Genomic DNA, 17,286 nt, shown 5'->3' with positions numbered 1-17,286 from the left:
GCTGTGTAAGGAACGAAGCCTCGGCTGAGAAATTATTACACCTCTTGACGGACCTATACCACAAAATTAAATGAATTTAGCAGATTTAGATCTGCAATTTCGGCATCTGCGGCAGACAAAGATCCAATCGAATAAAACAAAATAGTGACCATCCTTACTGGAGGTCATTATGGAACCCGTAGCCATCCCTAAAACTATCGACGATCCGATCCATATTTTGCTATGGAGCGCAGATGAGATGGTGCCGTTCATGGTCTGCATGCTCACCGGCATGTTGATCGATCAATTTATTCCAGCGTTGGTGATCGCGGTGATAGCCGTTAAATTCTACCGGCGTTTTAGGGATAACCGTCCAGATGGCTATACCTTACACGCCATCTATTGGTTGGGATTACTGCCCAGCAAAGCCATCACCATCCCTAATCCGTACATTCGGCGCTTTTACCCATGAAGTTATCGGATTTTCTCAATACCTGGGAAGGACATGAAACGGAAAACCGTTTCAGCCGAGTCATTATTTTGGGATTGCTGGTGATTTGCGTCATCACCTCTCTGGCCGCCTGGCGTACCGAACGCAGCATTATCTTGGTGCCGCCATCTTTGACCAAGGAAGTCGAAGTGACCCGCACTACTGCGTCCAGCGAGTTCAAAGAGTCCTGGGGTTTGTTTCTGGCGGAGCTGTTGGGTAATACCACGCCAGCCAACGCAGATTTCCTGAAAACCGCCATTGAGCCTTTACTGGCGCCAGAGATTTACCGTACCGTGTTGGATGCCATGACCGATCAGATCAAGGCAATCAAAATGGACCGGGTGGCAATCAGCTTTACCCCCCGGCATGTCGATTACGAAGCCGAGACCAACAAGGTGTTTGTCACCGGTGAACTGAAAAGCCAAGGCCCCAGTTCCAAGCCGGACGTTAAACCGCGCACCTACGAATTCATCATCGCCATCAAAAACTACCGGCCGCGCCTGGAGTTTATCGATGTCTATCCCGAAGACCCCAGAACCCTGGAACGTCTGAAAGTCCTGCAATCCCAACAGAGAGCCAATAAGCCATGATCAAAACCTGCCGCCATGTTGCCTTGTTGCTGACCATCAGCGCACCTTTGTCCGCCGAGGATTTACACAATAACGTTTTCCCGCCTGCGTCACCAGCGGCTAATCGGACACTGCAATCAACACCTTTGGTCGATTCATCAGCAACTGTCGTTTCCGATCCGTCCGATATGCAAATCGAATTACCCCCAATTGACGCCAGCGTCCTTAAAGCCGCCGAGCAACAAGCCACTTCGGTTGCACCTCAACAAATTCAGATCAAACCGGGTATCAACGAATTGATGCCGATAGCGGTTGGTCATTTAAATCGCCTGGTGACACCGTTCGATAACCCAGTGGTGACTACTACCAGTCAGGCGACTACCAGCACCAAAGGCAAAATTGTCTATGTTGCCACTGCCGATGAAACGCCAGTTACCTTATATATCACACCCGGTGACAATCAGGACATCGCTTTGTCACTGACACTGATCCCAAAACGGATTCCCGCTCGCGAGATTCATCTGAGCTTGGACAAGGATAGCTATAAAGTCCTGACCCAACTGCAACAGCAGGCCAAAACCGCTTCTTCAGCCAAAGCCGCCGACCAGGAACAGGAATACATTTCGCATCTAAAAAAAACCTTCCGCGATCTGGGTCTGCAAAAAACGCCAGCGGGATTTTCCCTGCGCGATCCCAGTCACGGCGAGAGCATCCGGTGCCTGCAAAACCAAGTGCAGATTAAAACTGGCCAAGTCCTGGAAGGTCAGGACATGTTGATATTGGTCGGCATTGTTCGTAACACCGGTTCAGCTGCCATCGAATTCGATGAACGCTCCTGCGCCACGACCCAAGCTGAGGTATTGGCTGTAGCCGCTTGGCCCAAAGTAGTGTTGGGCGCCAATGAATCCACCGAACTCTATGTCGTCGTGAGACGCCAAGCCGAACAGGCGTCGACTCTCAGACCATCTTTGCTGACCCGGAGCGTTCCCTAATGACGGGCATGAATAGCTGGTGGTCAGGGCTCAGTCCGACCAGTAAACGCAATTTGGCGGTCGGCAGTATCGGCACGGTGTTGGTCGGTACCATTATCGCACTGGCTTCATTTTCACCGGAAGTCGCTAAACCGTCCAATAAGCAGGCCGTGATTCAACACATCCTGACCGACAGCGATCCGCGCTCCTTAGGCATAGACGGTATTTCCGCCCAGTTACGCGATTTACTGCAAAAGAACGAAGAGCAAAGTCGGCGTCTGGCGGCGATTGAGGAACAGCAAAAACGTGAAAATCAATCCGATGAGCAGCGCTTTAAACAATGGACGACGGCTGAACGTGAAGCTTACGACGCCAAATTAAAAGTCGTCGCTGGCGAATTGGAGACCATCAAAAACAAACCGGTGGCTACCGCGCAACCAGCTGCCGATTCTTCTGTTCCAGCTTCGGGTGCAACTGGATCAAATCCAGTGGGGGTACTCAATGACCCAACCGTTGGCGCCTATCCAGACCGCAGACGCTCAAGAGGTGACCGGACAACGCCGGATAACGACGATCTCACCCGCGTATTTGAGCAAGCGGCTATTCCGGCACCGGTTACGCACGGCAATCCGAATGCTTCAGGCAACCATACTGCCGCCGATGCCCAGCATCCAGCGGCGTTACAAATTCGCGTGATCAAGGATGAAAAGCCACAAGAGGCTAAACCCGTATCCGAACCCCAGGCCAAACACAGCGAAGTCTTTATTCCTGCCGGCAGCATTTTAACCGGCGTGTTGTTAAACGGCCTGGATGCTCCAACTGGCAAGCGAGCCAAGAAGGAACCCATGCCGGTGCTGTTCCGGATCAAGAAAGAAGCCATTTTACCTAATCGTTTCCACGCCGATCTGCGTGAGTGCTTTCTATTGGCCTCCGGCTTTGGCGATTTGAGCTCTGAACGTGCGTATTTTCGCGGCGAGACCTTTTCCTGTGTCCGTCAGGACGGCGGCATTATCGAAGTGCCGATGAATGCATACGCCACCGGTGAAGACGGTAAGAACGGGGTGCGCGGCCGGGTGATTTCCAAGCAAGGCGCATTGCTGGGTCAGGCCTTGATGGCGGGCTTTCTGCGCGGCTTTTCTGATGCCTTTGGCCGAAACCAGATTCCGGTGCTGATGACCGGCGGTGTCGGGGCTCTATCCGGAACCACGCCATTCCAAAGCACCTTTTCACAACAGTCCATGGAAGGCGGCACCTTGCGCGGCGCGGGTTACGCCATGGATCGACTTTCACATTTTTATATGGATATGGCCGAAGAGATTTACCCGGTGATCGAAGTCGACGCCACCCGGCAAGTCAATTTCATCGTGCAAAAAGGCACGTCACTGAAACTTAACATGCCGGCCTAATGCAATTTTCTCAACGTTATCAACCGTTTTTTTCATCAACCCAAGAGCACCGACTATGCCAATGCCGAAAGTATCCCTTCTGACTATTTTGCAGGTATCTCTGGTTGTTCAGGCCGGATTTTCATTGTTTATGCAACCAGTTCAAGCGATCGAAGCGGCCAAACCGAATGCTTCCACACTGGGCGCTGGATTGCTGTCCGCCAAGATAGATGGCATGCAGGATTTACCGATTACCGGTTTAAAGATGATCAAGACCGGTGACCAGATCATGTTTGTTTCCAGCAATGGCCGCTTCGGCATTGTGGGCGGCAAAATGATCGATGTCTGGACTAGCCAGGAAATCAAGGACATTGCCGATATCGACAAGATTGCCAATCGTATCGATCTATCAAGGATGAAACTCAATCTGGACGACCTGGGGCCTGTGACGGTTGGACATGGCAAGGAAACGGTGTTGGCGATCATTGATCCACGCTGCCCGTATTGCGGCAAGGTGATGAAAGACCTGCAAGCCTTACAGGACAAGTACACCTTCAAACTGGTGATGGTGCCGATACTGGGTCAGGAATCGCAAAACGTGGCCTTGCAACTGGCCTGTCAATTGGCTTCCAACGACAAAAAAGCGCAGGAGTCCGTTAAAGACCGGTTGTTGAAGCAGGATTATGCTGGCTTACCTACCGATAACCCCACGCAATGCAATCGTGAGCCACTGCAAAAAGCGGTGGTTACCGCCAAATTATTCGGCATCCAGGGCGTGCCGTTTCTGATTGCGCCGGACGGCCGTACCCATAGCGGAGCACCAGAATCGTTAGTCGATTGGCTGGAAAATAAACCGGCGATCACTACGTTACCGGTAAATTCCCCGATACCTAAATCAGCTGCGTTGCCTTTAACAGCACAACCCGATTCCAAAGCAGACCACCAGGAGAAAAAGCCGTGAGCCATCGTATTGATTACCGAATTCCTGTGGTCTTGATCAGCATATTAGCCAGCGGCTGCGCGACGACCGAATACGGCTGTAAAGGCATGCCGGAAGACCCCAAGTGTCTATCGACGACCGAGGCTTACCAGCTATCGGACAAAGCCTTGCCTGATCCCACGAAAACGAGCGAGGTGAATGTGGCAGGCGTAAATGCACAAACCGATAGTGCCGCTTCATTAAGCAGTTTACCGCCAACACCGATACTCCAACAACCAGTGCCGAAAATCGACGATCCCACGCCGATTCGTACCCCGGCCCAGGTGATGCGAATTTGGATTGCGCCCTGGGAAGATGCCGAAGGCGATTTGATGGTCTCCAACTATGTCTATACCGAAATCGAGCCCCGCCGCTGGATGATAGGCAAAAGCGCTCCGACCATCAGTCCTTCGCTGGTGCCGCTGCAAGTCGAGCAACGTCCGCCTGAAAAAGCACGCGACCTGGATAACTCACAAACCGACACAGAACTACGAACATTGCCGCAAGGAGGTAGAAAAACCACGGATAACAATTAGCCACCACAGCCAACAAACAATTTTATAAACACTGAACTCTAAACCCTAGAGCATATCGGTCGAGCCGATTTTAAAGTATGACCGCCGGTACCTTCAGGATCGGCGAGATTGAGCGGGCAACTGCTTAAAACAAGCGGATTTTTAATCCGGACTAGGACGGGGAACCGTTTTTTCATTATTTTTCATTAACTCATGAGGTCGTTTACTATGAAATTTAACCGTCGAATCGGGGTGTTGATTGCCCTGGTTTCCGTGCTATTGGTGACGATGGCGCCCGATAGCATGGCCGGTACCGCCGGAACCGAGTTTAGCAACGTCTGGACCTTGCTTACGGGCTGGGTCGAAGGCTTGCTGGGCCGGATTATCGCCATTGTCTTCGTCATCGTCGGTCTGGTGGCCGGCGTCGTGCGGGGCAATATGATGGGCTTTGTGTTGGGAATATCCAGTGGTGTGGGCTTATATGCAGCACCGACGATTATTACCAACATCGTCACTGCGACAATCTAGGCCGCATGCACTTTATGACCGGTTTGAGCTCCAGAACCGAGATGGCGGCGGGCAACCGCCGCACTTCCAATCGAGTGTCTGCTCGATTTACCCCCAAGACCCCGCATTTACTGAGCGTGTTGGTTGAAGCCGGCGATGGCCGACCGCTGCATCCATGCCATCCAGCTCGCGCCCGCCAATTGATTCAAAAAAAGCGTGCTGTACGCATCTGTCGTCGTCCTTACGCCATACGGCTGATAGTCCAACATCAGCCATTTCCACAAAGCGCTTTGTCTCAGGAGGATAGCCAATGAAGAAAGCGCGTATTCATACCGCCGACACCCTGTTTTCCGCCTTGGCCTATGAACCAGATCATCATCTGTTTCTACTGGCGGATTCCAGCCTCGGCTTTGGTTTTATCTGCCGGCCCTTGACTGGCGCTGATCATAGCGTATCAGCTCGCGTCAATGTTTTGCTGAATCAGGACTGGCCGACCGAAACCCTATTGCAGATCAGCCTATGGACTTCGCCGGATATCGAAGAGTCCCTAGCAGTGATGCAAACCCGCCGTCTGAAACAGCAAAAGCCAACCTATAAAGCCATGACCTGGTCCAGCATCGACTTTTTGCGGCAAGGCACTGCAAAGCCTCCTGAAGCCATTTCCGGCGCACGTCTGCGTCGCAGTCATGTCATCGTCAGCGTAAAACTACCTTTAGCCAATCCACGACCAAGTGAATCGGAAATCCGCACGGCCTGCGAATTACAAATGGCCACCCAGCAATCGTTGGCAACCATCGGTTTATATCCGGACATTCTTAGCGCCGATGTCTATGTCCGGGTGATGAATACCTTATTGAACTGGAGTCCTGATGCCGGCTGGAAAGACCGGGTGGTTCCGGAATGCGATCCGACGCAATTGATCCGCGACCAATTACTGGATTATGACAATTCGATCCAGACCGATGAAAAAGGCCTGTGGTTGGAAACCAAACGCGTTAAAACATTATCCGCCAAACGCACCCCGGATCATTTTTATTTCGGTAGCGCCAAAAGCTATCTGGGTGACATTCTATCCGGCACCCGTGGCATCCGCCAGAATGCCTTGATTAGCCTGACCTTGCATTATCCAGGCAGCGAAGCGACGCGTTCCAGGCTGGAAGGACTGAGACAATTTATTACCAATCAGGTCAATACGCCGATTGCCCGCTTTTTGCCGGCGCTTATCCAGCGCAAGCTCAATTTCGATCTGCTGTTTGACGCCTTTGGCGATGGCGACCGACCCATTCGTAGCTATTTTGGTGTGGTGTTGTTCTGTGATGAACTGGAAGAAGCCTCTGCCATCTCCAATGCCCGTGTGTATTTCCGTGAACTGGGTTTTCAACTACTGGAAGACAAGTATTTTTGCTTGCCGTTTTTTTTGAATTGTTTGCCGCTTGGACCGGAAAGAGCTGCAATACCGGAGCTGAAACGCTATCGCACTTTGGCAACCCGGCATGCCATTCCACTTTTACCGCTGTTTGGCGACTGGGCCGGCACCGGTACACCGACTCTGAATTTCGTTTCGCGCAACGGCGAGCACATGGCTGTGTCTTTATTCGATACCACTGGTAACTACAACCTGTGTATTGCCGCCGAATCCGGCAAGGGCAAATCCTTTCTGACTAACGAGATCATTGTCAGCTATTTGACCGAAGGCGCACAAATCTGGGCGATTGATGTTGGTCGGTCTTATGAAAATCTCTGCGAGGTGCTGGAAGGCGATTTTGTGAAATTCACCAACAGCTCCGGGATTTGCATGAATCCGTTCGAGATCGTTCAATGTTTCGAAGAGGAAGCCGACATGCTGGCCGGACTGGTCAGCCAAATGGCGGCACCGACCGAGAAACTCACTGATTTTCAAACCGCTGGTCTGAAACGGATATTAAAACACTTGTGGACTGAGAAAGCCCAGGCCATGTCAGTCGACGACATTGCTGCCACTTTGTGCGCCGAAGACGACCAACGTCTAAAGGATGTCGGCGAGCAGTTATTTCCCTTTACCACCAAAGGCGAATACGGCCGTTACTTCAATGGCCACAACAACGCCAAGTTCTCTAGCGATTTTACAGTACTGGAACTGGAAGAACTCAAAGGGAGGAAACATCTGCAACAGGTGGTGTTACTGCAGTTGATCTACCAGATTCAGCAGGAAATGTATCTCGGCGAGCGCAATCGCCCAAAAATCGTCATTATCGACGAAGCCTGGGATTTACTGACCGAAGGCGATGTCGCCAAATTCATGGAACACGGTTATCGGCGCTTTCGGAAATACGGCGGTGCGGCCGTAACGATTACCCAGTCAGTGAACGACTTATACCGCAATGCGGCTGGCAGAGCCATTGTCGAGAACTCGGCCAATATGTATCTCCTGGGTCAGAAGGCGGAAGTGATTGAAGGCATGAAGCAGGATAGGCGGCTGCCCTTATCGGACGGCGGCTATGAATTGCTCAAAACCGTTCACACACTGCCAGGCGCTTATTCGGAAATCTTTTTTATTACCGAAATGGGTTCCGGCATTGGCCGGCTGATTGTCGATCCTTTCAAACGCATTCTATTTTCCACCAAGCCCGAAGATGTGCAAGCCATCAAGCTGCTTAGACGCCAGGGTTTGAGTTTGGGCGATTCAGTTCAGCAAGTGCTGGACAGCCGCAAACCTAAAGAGCGTGAGGTGTTGTATGCGTAATCAGTCTCAAAAAACTCTGGAGGTAGCTCATGTTTAGTAAGGCTCAGTGGGTCGCTATTGTCCTGATTGGCACTAGCATGGGACTGGTCGGAGGCGCATTGGTTTCCTACCAGATGCTGAAAGTACCCTTGCAACGGTTGAGTATGACTACGCCTATGTTTGTTTTAGACCGCGCCAAGTTGATACAGGCTTTACCGCCGAATGCGACTGCTGATCAAATGGCGAATGCCGTAGCTGACTGGAAGAAATTATCCGCCAAACTTAGTGCGGCCGGTTACTTGGTGATCGATGCAACAGCCGTCATCGCTGCACCTGATGATGTGTATGTCAGGCCAGAAGGAAAGTAAGACTATGGCAAAAATATCAACCCACTCATCCTTGTCCGCTACGACTTCAGCCAATAAACCCAAGGCCTCATTAGGCCTGTTTTTGATCAGAGCCTTGCCGATTTTAATCCTGGTTCTGTCTGTTGAGTATTACCTCGGCCAGCGTTTTTTGATTGGCGGCGATGATCAACTGGATCGCTGTTTACCGGACAAACGCATCTATATTATAGACACCTTCAATAAGGACATCTGGCGTGGCGATTTGATCGCCTTTCGCGCGGAACGCATGGCGCCGTATTTTAAGGATGGTCAGATCATCGTCAAAATCGCTGCCGGCGTCACTGGTGACCGCATCAAGGTCGATAATCTGCAAACCACCATCAACGGGTCGCTGGTGATTGAGGGTTTACCGTTAGCGGAGAAGCTCAAGAAATCGCCAGATAAGTTTAACCGCGATGAAACTATCCCGTCAGCCGCCTATTGGGTGACCGGCAAAACACCGAAGAGTTTTGACTCGCGCTACTGGGGGTATGTTTACGACTATCAGGTGATTGGACGGGCTTATGCGCTTTATTGAGTCATGTTGCTTGAATTACGCTAAGCAGCTAATAGCTAAGCGTTTGTTCTATTACAGAAGCATCGGTTTGCTAGTAGTCTTGATGGGATTTCAGTGCACTGTTTATGCTGAAGAAGATTGGTTGACGCATTCCCATCAGATTTTAAAAAACCTGGAAGGACAATCCCGACCAGCTTGGCTCGACAATAATCCAAATACTGCCGATGCAAAGCGGGAAGCCATGGAATTGATGAAAGGCTCAGGCTCGGTATTGCCGTTCGACAAACAATCGGCGATTCAGAAAGCTGCCAATACCAGTAAGCCGTTGACGGTGATGTTTATATCCTTCTCGCAGGGCGAAGTGGCTTTGAAGGGCATATTCCAGGAAGTCTCCGGTCGCGATGATGTATTGCTGGTATTGCGTGGCCCCAAGCCTCAACAAAAACTGCCGCAATTGTTTGCCGAACTGAAACCGCTTCTGAAGGGCATAGACCCTGTGCCAAATATCGTTTTCGATCCGACCCGATTCCAAAAATACGGGGTTACCTCTGTACCGGAAATAGTAATTGAAAGCTCAGGTAAAGTCCGTTTACAGGTTAAAGGTGTTACCAGTCTGGATTGGGTAAAGGCGCAACTGGATCAGAATAAGCAAGGTGATCTTGGACGCTTTGGCGAGATTTATGACATTGCCGAAGTCGATATGCTTCAGGAGATGAAAACCCGACTAGCCAGCATAGACTGGAAGCTGAAAAAGCAGCAAGCCCTTGCTCGATTTTGGCAAAAACGAGAATTTGAAGTTTTGCCTAAAGCGACTGAAGATCATGAGCATATAGTCGATCTGACTGTTGCAGCACCCCGAGACTTATCAGCGCCGAATGGCAATCTAATTGTCCGGGCAGGACAAACCGTTAATCCTTTGGACAAGATGGCGTTTGGACTATGCCTGCTGGTATTCGACGGTACCGTTCCAGCCCAAATCGAGAGAGTTAAGAGTTTGTCCTGTCAGGATGGTAAGGCAAGGAGAATGTATTTGGCAACGCAATTGCCCCGTCAGGATGGCTGGGAGGCGTTGAAAACCCTTGAAACATCTTTGAATTCGCCGGTGTATTTACTGACACCCGATGTACGGCAACGGTTTCAGCTGCAAAACGTTCCAGCCTTGATTGAGCAATCCGGCAACCGAGTAGTGGTCCGAGAACGAAAAGTCAGCTGTTCAGTTGGAGCGGCGTCATGACAAGGATACTTACTAAATGGTGCTGTGCTTTGCCTTTGTTATTCGCATTTAACAGCCATGCCGACACCACAACCAGCGTCACTGATCCCTTATGCGCCGATGCCCAGCTTTGGTCCGGCAAACTGATTACCGATATCTGCTGGGATTGTCTTTTTCCGATTCGTGCGGCGGGTGCTGCCATTGGCGGCGGCAATGTGCCGACGATTGCCAGCGATGAAATCTTCTGCTTTTGTAACGGACCTCTGGGTATACCACAAGTAGGTATGACCATAGGCATGTGGAATCCTGCCCGGCTGATCGAACTGGTCCGTAACCCTTGGTGTTCGCCAAGCTTGGGTGGTGCAACCATCAGCATGTCTCAGGTTCGGCTGGTCGCCACCACCGGCAAAGCGGATTTCGACGCCAGCGAGATGTCGTTTTTCAATTACCACTATTTTGCTTTTCCGCTGACTATCATGCTGGATTTGTTCTGGGATAGCCACTGCAATGCCGATGGCTACCGGGACTTTGATCTGATGTACGTGTCGGAGCTCGATCCGACATGGAATAGTGATTTGCTTGCGTTTTTCACCAGTCCGGAAACTGCTTTGTTCGCTAATCCCGTTGCCATTGCGGCCTGTGTAGGGGATGCGGCGGCTGCGGCCACTGGTAATCCAATTGACGCCTTATTCTGGTGTGCCGGCGCCTGGGGGCATATGTATCCCTTATCCGGGATTTCGCCGACCAGTTACGGAACCGATACGCGTATCACCAGTTTGCTGGCGACGCGGGCAACGGCGGCTTTGCATCGACGTGGTCTGGCATGGAAAACGGCCGGCAATGATGCCTTGTGCGGTGGAGTGATTTATCCCTTCATACCGAAATCGCAATACCGGCTCAGCATGTTTTATCCAGTCGCGGAAACCAGTTCCAATCATGCCATTGGCGAGACGACGTTTACCTGGGGAGCGGGACGGACTTATCCTGGGCATGGCGAAGATCATGTATATATCCAATGGGCTTGGCGTGACTGCTGTATAGGCCAATGATGGGATTAGGCGCATTTTTTGATCGTTTTTGGATTTTGAGTCGCACGTTGGCGGGTGTGCTGTGCATTACTATGGCCTGGACGCCGTTTGGTCTCAGTTGGGCAGATGCCATGCAAAATGCCGGCAGTCAGGGACAACAGGCTGGCCAACAAATCGTCGGTGGCTTTCAGTTTCCGCTGGATAGCGGTAGTGGTGTCATGACATTGAATCCAGGCAACTCCCAGCAAACCACTATAAATGTCAGCACATTGTTTCCGGATTCGGGTAATACCAATAGCACAACAGCTAACATCACCAGCCTGTATGGAAACGACACCAGCACGCTGGCGGCAGGTCTGGATGTACAAACCACTTTAGCGACCGAAAACAGCAATACTGGACAGGCTTATCAAACCCTGATCAATAATGCCCATCAGTCGCATCCGGATTTGCAGAATGATCCAATCTGGACAACCAGCGATCAAATATTAGCTAACTTTACCCCTTGGGCACAGTCGTTCTCGGACTGCACAACTACCACCACGCAAACCGCAACTACGCAAACGGTGCAGGTACCAAATTACCAGCTTTGCGTGCGTGAACCGACTATACCGCAAAGCTGTACCGCCACCCACCAAGTTAATGTTGAACCCTTAATGACCTATGTGTCGGGTAATGGAGGCCTATCGAGTTGCGGACCGGGCTGTATGGATTTGTATGTTGGGGTGGTTGGTGATAATTATTGGTCCGCGGGTTGTGGTGTTTTTACTTGGCAAGTCACTTATAACGTCAAACATCCTGAAGCCATCATCAGCGCCAAGCTGGCCATGGTTGAATTTGATGACCACGCACAGGTTTTTTATGGCGGAAACCTAATTTATACCGGCTCCACTGGTTGGGGAGCACCTTGTGAGCTTAGCCATAACTGGAATGATTATCCGAATCTGGATGTGACTTGGGCCTTTAACAGCACCGGTAACAAAGTCTTTCAGCAAAATACCTTGGTCGGCGGTAATGGGGAGGGGTATTCCCGTATCCGGATTCAATATGATGTCTCGAAACTCATTACCCAGGATAGCTGGAGCTGGAGCGGCCCGAATTGTCAGAATCTGGCCAATGCCATCACCGATGGTATTTGCCAGTCAGGAAGTCAATTGAGCTGTACTAGCAATCCTGCCAATGCTTCCGGTTGTTATGTCGATTCGGTATCGCAAGTCATGGTCTGTGCGAGCAGTTTGTCGCCGGCACCGGTGGCAAGTTCTGCCGGTATCCCCAGCACTTGTATGAATATCTCGGCTTCTGGAAATTGTAATCTGAGTAATGTCGGCCAATGCTGGACGGACACAACCGGCACCCATTGCGTGACGCCTCCTTCGAGTGGCACGCCACCCATAACATGTTCATCCCTGGAAAGTCAGGGCTGTGCCTTTATCAAAACCCAATGTCTGGATGTGCTGGCCTCAGGTACTTGCTGGGATAGTATCGATACCTACGACTGTGGACAACAAGTCGGTATTCCCGGCATACAAAGCAGCAGCACCCAGCAATGCTCAGGGCCGATCCGCTGCATGGGTCAGGATTGCATGTCGGTGAATCAAACCCAAAGCACGGATTTTACCAAGGCGGTAGCCTTATTAAATTCGGTGCAGCAAATGGCAATGGATATGAATTGCGGATACTCCAACGTGAGTTTACAACAGATTGATCCGACTACCTGTCAGGTTTTTGGAGGGACTGCCGGGACGTGCAAAATGGTGGGTGGCGGTCTTTCCTTAGTGGATTGCTGTAACTCGCCGACTGGTGGCATGGGACTGAGCCAGTATATCGAACTGCTCATGGCAACCAGTCAATTGGATAACGCTATCATGGATATGAAAGCCACTTCGTCGATACGTGGCGTCTGGGAAGTGCTGCGTACGCCATTTTCATCGGCAGCCGATGTCTGGAACGGCGTGCAGGCGGATTTTGCATCGGGAGTAAATGATCTGGTCGGTACGGACATGCTGAGTGTCAGCGATGTGGCCGAACAGGGTTTGCTGGACTCGCTACAGGGACAACTGACCAGCTCGGTGGCGGAATGGATAGGCAGCACCTTTGGTGAAGCTGCTGGCAATGCGCTTTTCAGCGCCGGCGGTCAGGCTGCTTTCGATTCGGCAGGCAATTTAACGCCGGCAGCAGAATCGGGCGGCGTAGAAATGGGTGGTGGTGCAGCGTTTGCCGGCGAAATGCTCAGCACGCTGATGGGTGCCTATACCGCCGTGATGATTATCGTCATGATCATCCAGATGATCTATTCCTGCGAACAGAGCGAATATCAACTGGATGCCAAAAAACAGCTTAAGGTCTGTCACGACCTCGGCAGCTATTGCGATCAAAGCAGTTCAATTTTAGGCCTGTGCCTGGTCAGAAAGGAAAGCTACTGCTGCTACAACTCACCGTTGGCCAGAATCCTGAACGAACAGATCAAGCCGCAATTGGGGATGGATTTTGGTACGGCGCAAAATCCCAATTGCTCGGGGATCAAAGTCGAAGACCTGAGCAGAGTGGACTGGACTAGGGTCAATCTTAGTGAATGGCTGGGTATTCTGGCACAAACCAATCATTTGCCCACCGCCGCCAATGCGGCTTCCATGCTGAATCTAAATCAACTCACTGGTTCCGGCAGCCGGCTGAATCCGCAAAAATACAATCCTGCTGCGACGACCAGTCGGCAGGATACATTGACCCGTACGCAAGGGCGTTTAAATAGTTTGGATGTGCCGACCGTTAAACAGCAAGCGGCGCAACAAGGCTGGAGCATGGGGCCGCAATAGATATCTAGATTTGCTGAAAAGAAGCTCTAAACAATCTCCTGCTCAGCATAAATGTAAAATATTGGTCAGGCACTGCCTGACCAATTATTTAAAACCTTCATTGAACAGCGTCTTTAAGCCCTTTACCAGCCTTAAATGAAGGAATCTTGGCCGCGGCGATGGTAATTGCTTCGCCAGTTTGTGGATTACGGCCAGTGCGTTCGGCTCTTTCCTTAACTTCAAAAGTACCAAATCCAACTAACGCAATGGAATCGCCGGCTTTTAAGGTTGAACCAATAGTCTGTACCAGGGCGCTCAAAGCACGTTCTGCCTCAGCTTTGGTTAATCCGGAATGGGTGGCGATAGCATTGATTAATTCGGATTTATTCATATTGATTTCCTAAAGGCAGTTAAAAACAGAGATTCCCAAGGGGTAACGCTTATCTTTGGGAACAAGATTTATACTTACAAAGTTTGTAGCATGCTAAAAAGGTAGCTTATTTTTCTAAAATTTTTTAAAAAGCTATTTCCCAATGCCTTAACTGACTAACTGTTTCGGGTAATCCCTGTTGCAGAAGTGTATCAAGATATTCCTTGCCGGTTTTTGGAGGATTTTTCAGAGAGCGGCGATGCCTGGCAACTGCTTCCAAAACCTTTGCCGGATTGAGATCAATCAGATCCGAGATAAACTCGTCGGGATGCAAGGCTTCGACGTCGTATTTTTCAAGCTCTCTTGCCGGAAAATCCTTTAAATTGAAGGTCAAAATAACACTGGCATGACTGCGAATAGCGGCTGCTAGGACATGCCTGTCGTTGTGATCAGGCAGTTGCAGCGTCGGAATCAGAAATTCGTGCCCAGAAACCAAACAGTCACGGACACTGCTATCCATGAATTGGCGTGTTCTCTCCAGTTGTTCGCGTGTAAGCTCCGGACGAGCTTCCAGAAGATTTCTGATCCATTCTTCGTGAATTTGTTCTGTCCATTTTGCACGGTAAAGATCAGTGAGCGCTAGATGCATCAGTAAATCACGTAAGGGCGCCGGATACAGTACGCATGCGTCATACACTACAGAGAAACTGGTCATTTAATAACCCATGTTTAATTCTTGCGCCTGTGCTGTCAATGCCTCTAAGGCTGAAAACCGTTCCGTATCGATCTTATTTTTGAAATCAACCAATTTTTGATACCGTACACGACGATGAGTCCCAACCTTGTGGTAAGGAATCACGCCACTGTCCAGCAGTTTGATCAGATGCGGACGGGAAACATTGAGCATATCAGCCGCTTCTTGTGTTGTTAGTTCAGCATGAACAGGAATCATACTGACTGCATTGCCTTGAGCCATTTCGGACAAAACATCAATCAAAAGTCGGAAAGCAGCGGTCGGAATTCTTACCGCGTCATGCTCCCCAGCCTGGTCAATCACTCGAATTGATTGAGTATCTTCCTTACTGCTTAAGTACAAGGAGAGCAATCTGCTACTTTCCTTGGCCAGCGAAACTTCGGCCTCTGTTGGGAGGTCAGGGCTTTCTTTTGTGTTCATCGTTTTCTCTATGTTGTCAGTTTATGCTATCAATATTTGCATCGGTTTCAGTTTTCTGTGAATACTTAGGCCGGTTCGAAATTTTTCAGCGATCTGAGTTATGCTTTATTTGGGTGAGTTAAAATTCAGGAATGGGAATATTATACACAACCGAAATAAACGAAACAAGTGAAATAAACGAAACACTCATCTGCTCGACTCAATTTTTTCAATGGACTGTTCAAGAGTTGCTGGCATACGCTCCTAACACAGAAAGAAGACAACAAAGCACAAATGCTGTGCTGAAGTTTACTAGATAACATTCATGGCTACGAAACATACAGTAGAAATTCGAACATCCCTAATTAAGGATACATTTAGTAACGCTTTGGCTCGATCACCGATGAAAAGGGGCAACTTCTTTCACGATGTCAGGATTGAGTTCAAAAAACAGCTCGAAAGCGTATTTAGTACATATGGAATAAGTACATTTCCAGAATCTACATTGGGATATACAAATTATCTCCGAGGGAGCCGATGTGTATCCGGTAAAAATCTAATCAAATTTACAGGCTGGAAAAACGACATTAAACAAGAGCTTGATATGCAGTTCTGCGCTAAATATGGTCATGAGGACTACAGCTTTACCGCAATCAACAATATTGACAGAGCCTATTGTGAGTTACCGTCCTTATTTCCATTCGCAAAAGTTAAAGATTTCTCGCTGGGTAATATTTTGATTTTTGTCCAAAATGGGGATTACGAAATTGATGTTGTGCTTGAAGAGGGAATTTATGCTACGGGTTACGCGCACCAAATCTCAGCCAAAAAGAAAAAGTCCTATTTTTGCTTGTTTGGCATTCACTTTGACAACCACCTGCTGAGCGAACTGGCCGCAATTGATCAGCCCTGCCGTCATGATCTCGACGAAATCAGAATTGGCAAAATTTCTTACCCAGTCATGTCCATCTGCCGTCGTTGCGGACAACTATTCACATGTGCATGTTTTGACGGTCATTATTCCTGCAAAAATGAAATTGAAAAACAATTGCCTTACGGAAATAGTGAACAAGTGCTACGGTCTCAAGTAGACAATATTCAAGTATTGAATGGAATCTGCAGCCTATGTACCGGCAAGGTTCCAGGTCATATGTACGGCAGCTACATGTACTATTCCACATTTCTTCAGCGTTATTTGCCTTATCACACATTATTTTCCCGAAAAAATCTGGGGCATGACGTCTACGAGGGGGCAGAGTACAAAAACATAGAAAACGAAGTTAGGGAAGCTTTTGGCTATCCAAAAATCGGGGAGAAATGGATTTCGGAGACGATTTTGTTCAACATAGTAAAACTGATGTTCTCTCCAATGCAGGTCGTTCATCACTATCGAGGCATCGAGCTTCAGGGTTTAGAGCTTGACGTATGGATACCCGAGATTCGGCTAGGTATCGAATACCAGGGAGAACAACACTATCAGGCTTTGGGCCATTGGGGTGGCGAAGATGGACTAAAGAAACGGCAGGACAATGATCGTAAGAAAAAAACCATTTGTAAACAGTATGGTTACACGTTGATTGAGTTTTATTATCATGAAGAATTATCCGAAGAGGCCATCCGAAAAAAACTCTTTCGCCACTTGCGATCTCAAAAAGGGGCGGAACAATAGTTGCCTGTTGCAAGCGCTCAAGGCATAAGGCTTGTATCGAGCCGCCAACCTTGTTCAGCGTA

The 17,286-nt window shown here is 49.6% G+C and carries 18 protein-coding genes; 15 read left to right on the top strand and 3 right to left on the bottom strand.

Annotation, left to right across the window (positions count from 1 at the left end; all coding sequences use genetic code 11):
- Nucleotides 1-169: 169 nt before the first annotated feature.
- The 14 genes from traL to traN all read left to right on the top strand — a co-directional run bounded on the left by traL (nt 170) and on the right by traN (nt 14,053).
- Nucleotides 170-451, top strand: coding sequence for a type IV conjugative transfer system protein TraL (gene traL, locus ABH008_RS21340; RefSeq protein ID WP_347987623.1), 282 nt, complete (start codon nt 170-172; stop codon nt 449-451).
- Nucleotides 448-1,059: a TraE/TraK family type IV conjugative transfer system protein gene (locus ABH008_RS21335; RefSeq protein WP_347987622.1), complete on the top strand. Its 612-nt coding sequence runs from the start codon at nt 448-450 to the stop codon at nt 1,057-1,059. The genes traL and ABH008_RS21335 overlap by 4 nt, the downstream gene beginning before the upstream one ends.
- Nucleotides 1,056-2,030, top strand: coding sequence for a type-F conjugative transfer system secretin TraK (locus ABH008_RS21330; RefSeq protein WP_347987621.1), 975 nt, complete (start codon nt 1,056-1,058; stop codon nt 2,028-2,030). The genes ABH008_RS21335 and ABH008_RS21330 overlap by 4 nt, the downstream gene beginning before the upstream one ends.
- Nucleotides 2,030-3,415, top strand: a complete 1,386-nt coding sequence (locus tag ABH008_RS21325) for a TraB/VirB10 family protein (protein ID WP_347987620.1) — start codon at nt 2,030-2,032, stop codon at nt 3,413-3,415. The genes ABH008_RS21330 and ABH008_RS21325 overlap by 1 nt, the downstream gene beginning before the upstream one ends.
- Nucleotides 3,416-3,470: 55 nt before the next feature.
- On the top strand, nt 3,471-4,355 hold the full coding sequence (locus tag ABH008_RS21320) for a DsbC family protein (protein ID WP_347987619.1): 885 nt from the start codon (nt 3,471-3,473) through the stop codon (nt 4,353-4,355).
- A complete protein-coding gene (traV, locus tag ABH008_RS21315) occupies nt 4,352-4,909 on the top strand; it encodes a type IV conjugative transfer system lipoprotein TraV (RefSeq protein ID WP_347987618.1) in 558 nt (185 codons plus the stop codon). The genes ABH008_RS21320 and traV overlap by 4 nt, the downstream gene beginning before the upstream one ends.
- Nucleotides 4,910-5,116: 207 nt before the next feature.
- Nucleotides 5,117-5,416 (top strand): TraA family conjugative transfer protein, encoded by a 300-nt coding sequence (gene traA / locus ABH008_RS21310; RefSeq protein ID WP_347987617.1) that lies wholly within the window; start codon nt 5,117-5,119, stop codon nt 5,414-5,416.
- A 14-nt stretch (nt 5,417-5,430) separates the two neighbouring features.
- Nucleotides 5,431-5,709 carry an RRXRR domain-containing protein gene (locus tag ABH008_RS21305; protein WP_347987616.1) on the top strand — a complete coding sequence of 93 codons (279 nt, stop codon included), beginning with the start codon at nt 5,431-5,433 and terminating at the stop codon, nt 5,707-5,709.
- A complete protein-coding gene (traC, locus tag ABH008_RS21300) occupies nt 5,706-8,117 on the top strand; it encodes a type IV secretion system protein TraC (RefSeq protein ID WP_347987615.1) in 2,412 nt (803 codons plus the stop codon). Before ABH008_RS21305 ends, traC begins: the two co-directional genes overlap by 4 nt.
- A gap of 29 nt (nt 8,118-8,146) precedes the next feature.
- Entirely contained in the window at nt 8,147-8,464 is a 318-nt protein-coding gene (locus tag ABH008_RS21295; RefSeq protein ID WP_347987614.1) for a hypothetical protein, read from the top strand.
- A gap of 4 nt (nt 8,465-8,468) precedes the next feature.
- Nucleotides 8,469-9,020: a signal peptidase I gene (gene lepB / locus ABH008_RS21290; RefSeq protein ID WP_347987613.1), complete on the top strand. Its 552-nt coding sequence runs from the start codon at nt 8,469-8,471 to the stop codon at nt 9,018-9,020.
- 82 nt (nt 9,021-9,102) lie between these two features.
- Nucleotides 9,103-10,233, top strand: coding sequence for a TrbC family F-type conjugative pilus assembly protein (locus tag ABH008_RS21285; protein WP_347987612.1), 1,131 nt, complete (start codon nt 9,103-9,105; stop codon nt 10,231-10,233).
- Nucleotides 10,230-11,261, top strand: a complete 1,032-nt coding sequence (locus tag ABH008_RS21280) for a TraU family protein (protein WP_347987611.1) — start codon at nt 10,230-10,232, stop codon at nt 11,259-11,261. Before ABH008_RS21285 ends, ABH008_RS21280 begins: the two co-directional genes overlap by 4 nt.
- A complete protein-coding gene (traN, locus tag ABH008_RS21275) occupies nt 11,258-14,053 on the top strand; it encodes a conjugal transfer mating pair stabilization protein TraN (RefSeq protein WP_347987610.1) in 2,796 nt (931 codons plus the stop codon). The genes ABH008_RS21280 and traN overlap by 4 nt, the downstream gene beginning before the upstream one ends.
- A gap of 97 nt (nt 14,054-14,150) precedes the next feature.
- On the opposite strand, the gene ABH008_RS21270 is transcribed toward traN, so the two are convergent.
- From ABH008_RS21270 to ABH008_RS21260, 3 genes are all read right to left on the bottom strand, one after another.
- Nucleotides 14,151-14,423, bottom strand: coding sequence for an HU family DNA-binding protein (locus tag ABH008_RS21270; protein WP_347987609.1), 273 nt, complete (start codon nt 14,421-14,423; stop codon nt 14,151-14,153).
- Nucleotides 14,424-14,547: 124 nt separating this feature from the next.
- The gene (locus ABH008_RS21265) at nt 14,548-15,117 is read right to left on the bottom strand and encodes a PIN domain-containing protein (protein ID WP_347987608.1); all 570 of its coding nucleotides are present in this window, start codon (nt 15,115-15,117) and stop codon (nt 14,548-14,550) included.
- Nucleotides 15,118-15,576, bottom strand: coding sequence for a helix-turn-helix domain-containing protein (locus tag ABH008_RS21260; RefSeq protein ID WP_347987607.1), 459 nt, complete (start codon nt 15,574-15,576; stop codon nt 15,118-15,120).
- Nucleotides 15,577-15,880: 304 nt separating this feature from the next.
- On the opposite strand from ABH008_RS21260, the gene ABH008_RS21255 reads away from it, so the two are divergent.
- Nucleotides 15,881-17,224 (top strand): hypothetical protein, encoded by a 1,344-nt coding sequence (locus ABH008_RS21255; protein WP_347987606.1) that lies wholly within the window; start codon nt 15,881-15,883, stop codon nt 17,222-17,224.
- Nucleotides 17,225-17,286: the final 62 nt, after the last annotated feature.

The sequence above is a fragment of the Methylomonas sp. AM2-LC genome, assembly GCF_039904985.1.
In the GTDB taxonomy this organism is placed as follows: domain Bacteria; phylum Pseudomonadota; class Gammaproteobacteria; order Methylococcales; family Methylomonadaceae; genus Methylomonas.
Note: the sequence above shows the minus strand (reverse complement) of the source record. Positions and strands in the feature narration are given on the sequence as shown.

What these genes read in the sequence shown, in the direction of transcription:
- ABH008_RS21320 (WP_347987619.1), top strand. Translation starts at nt 3,471, where the DNA reads ATGCCAATGCCGAAAGTATCCCTTCTGACTATTTTGCAGGTATCTCTG.
- ABH008_RS21295 (WP_347987614.1), top strand. Translation starts at nt 8,147, where the DNA reads ATGTTTAGTAAGGCTCAGTGGGTCGCTATTGTCCTGATTGGCACTAGC.
- traN (WP_347987610.1), top strand. Translation starts at nt 11,258, where the DNA reads ATGATGGGATTAGGCGCATTTTTTGATCGTTTTTGGATTTTGAGTCGC.
- ABH008_RS21330 (WP_347987621.1), top strand. Translation starts at nt 1,056, where the DNA reads ATGATCAAAACCTGCCGCCATGTTGCCTTGTTGCTGACCATCAGCGCA.
- traA (WP_347987617.1), top strand. Translation starts at nt 5,117, where the DNA reads ATGAAATTTAACCGTCGAATCGGGGTGTTGATTGCCCTGGTTTCCGTG.
- ABH008_RS21305 (WP_347987616.1), top strand. Translation starts at nt 5,431, where the DNA reads ATGACCGGTTTGAGCTCCAGAACCGAGATGGCGGCGGGCAACCGCCGC.
- ABH008_RS21285 (WP_347987612.1), top strand. Translation starts at nt 9,103, where the DNA reads ATGGGATTTCAGTGCACTGTTTATGCTGAAGAAGATTGGTTGACGCAT.
- ABH008_RS21280 (WP_347987611.1), top strand. Translation starts at nt 10,230, where the DNA reads ATGACAAGGATACTTACTAAATGGTGCTGTGCTTTGCCTTTGTTATTC.
- ABH008_RS21255 (WP_347987606.1), top strand. Translation starts at nt 15,881, where the DNA reads ATGGCTACGAAACATACAGTAGAAATTCGAACATCCCTAATTAAGGAT.
- ABH008_RS21265 (WP_347987608.1), bottom strand. Translation starts at nt 15,117, where the DNA reads ATGACCAGTTTCTCTGTAGTGTATGACGCATGCGTACTGTATCCGGCG.
- ABH008_RS21260 (WP_347987607.1), bottom strand. Translation starts at nt 15,576, where the DNA reads ATGAACACAAAAGAAAGCCCTGACCTCCCAACAGAGGCCGAAGTTTCG.
- traC (WP_347987615.1), top strand. Translation starts at nt 5,706, where the DNA reads ATGAAGAAAGCGCGTATTCATACCGCCGACACCCTGTTTTCCGCCTTG.
- traL (WP_347987623.1), top strand. Translation starts at nt 170, where the DNA reads ATGGAACCCGTAGCCATCCCTAAAACTATCGACGATCCGATCCATATT.
- ABH008_RS21335 (WP_347987622.1), top strand. Translation starts at nt 448, where the DNA reads ATGAAGTTATCGGATTTTCTCAATACCTGGGAAGGACATGAAACGGAA.
- lepB (WP_347987613.1), top strand. Translation starts at nt 8,469, where the DNA reads ATGGCAAAAATATCAACCCACTCATCCTTGTCCGCTACGACTTCAGCC.
- ABH008_RS21270 (WP_347987609.1), bottom strand. Translation starts at nt 14,423, where the DNA reads ATGAATAAATCCGAATTAATCAATGCTATCGCCACCCATTCCGGATTA.
- ABH008_RS21325 (WP_347987620.1), top strand. Translation starts at nt 2,030, where the DNA reads ATGACGGGCATGAATAGCTGGTGGTCAGGGCTCAGTCCGACCAGTAAA.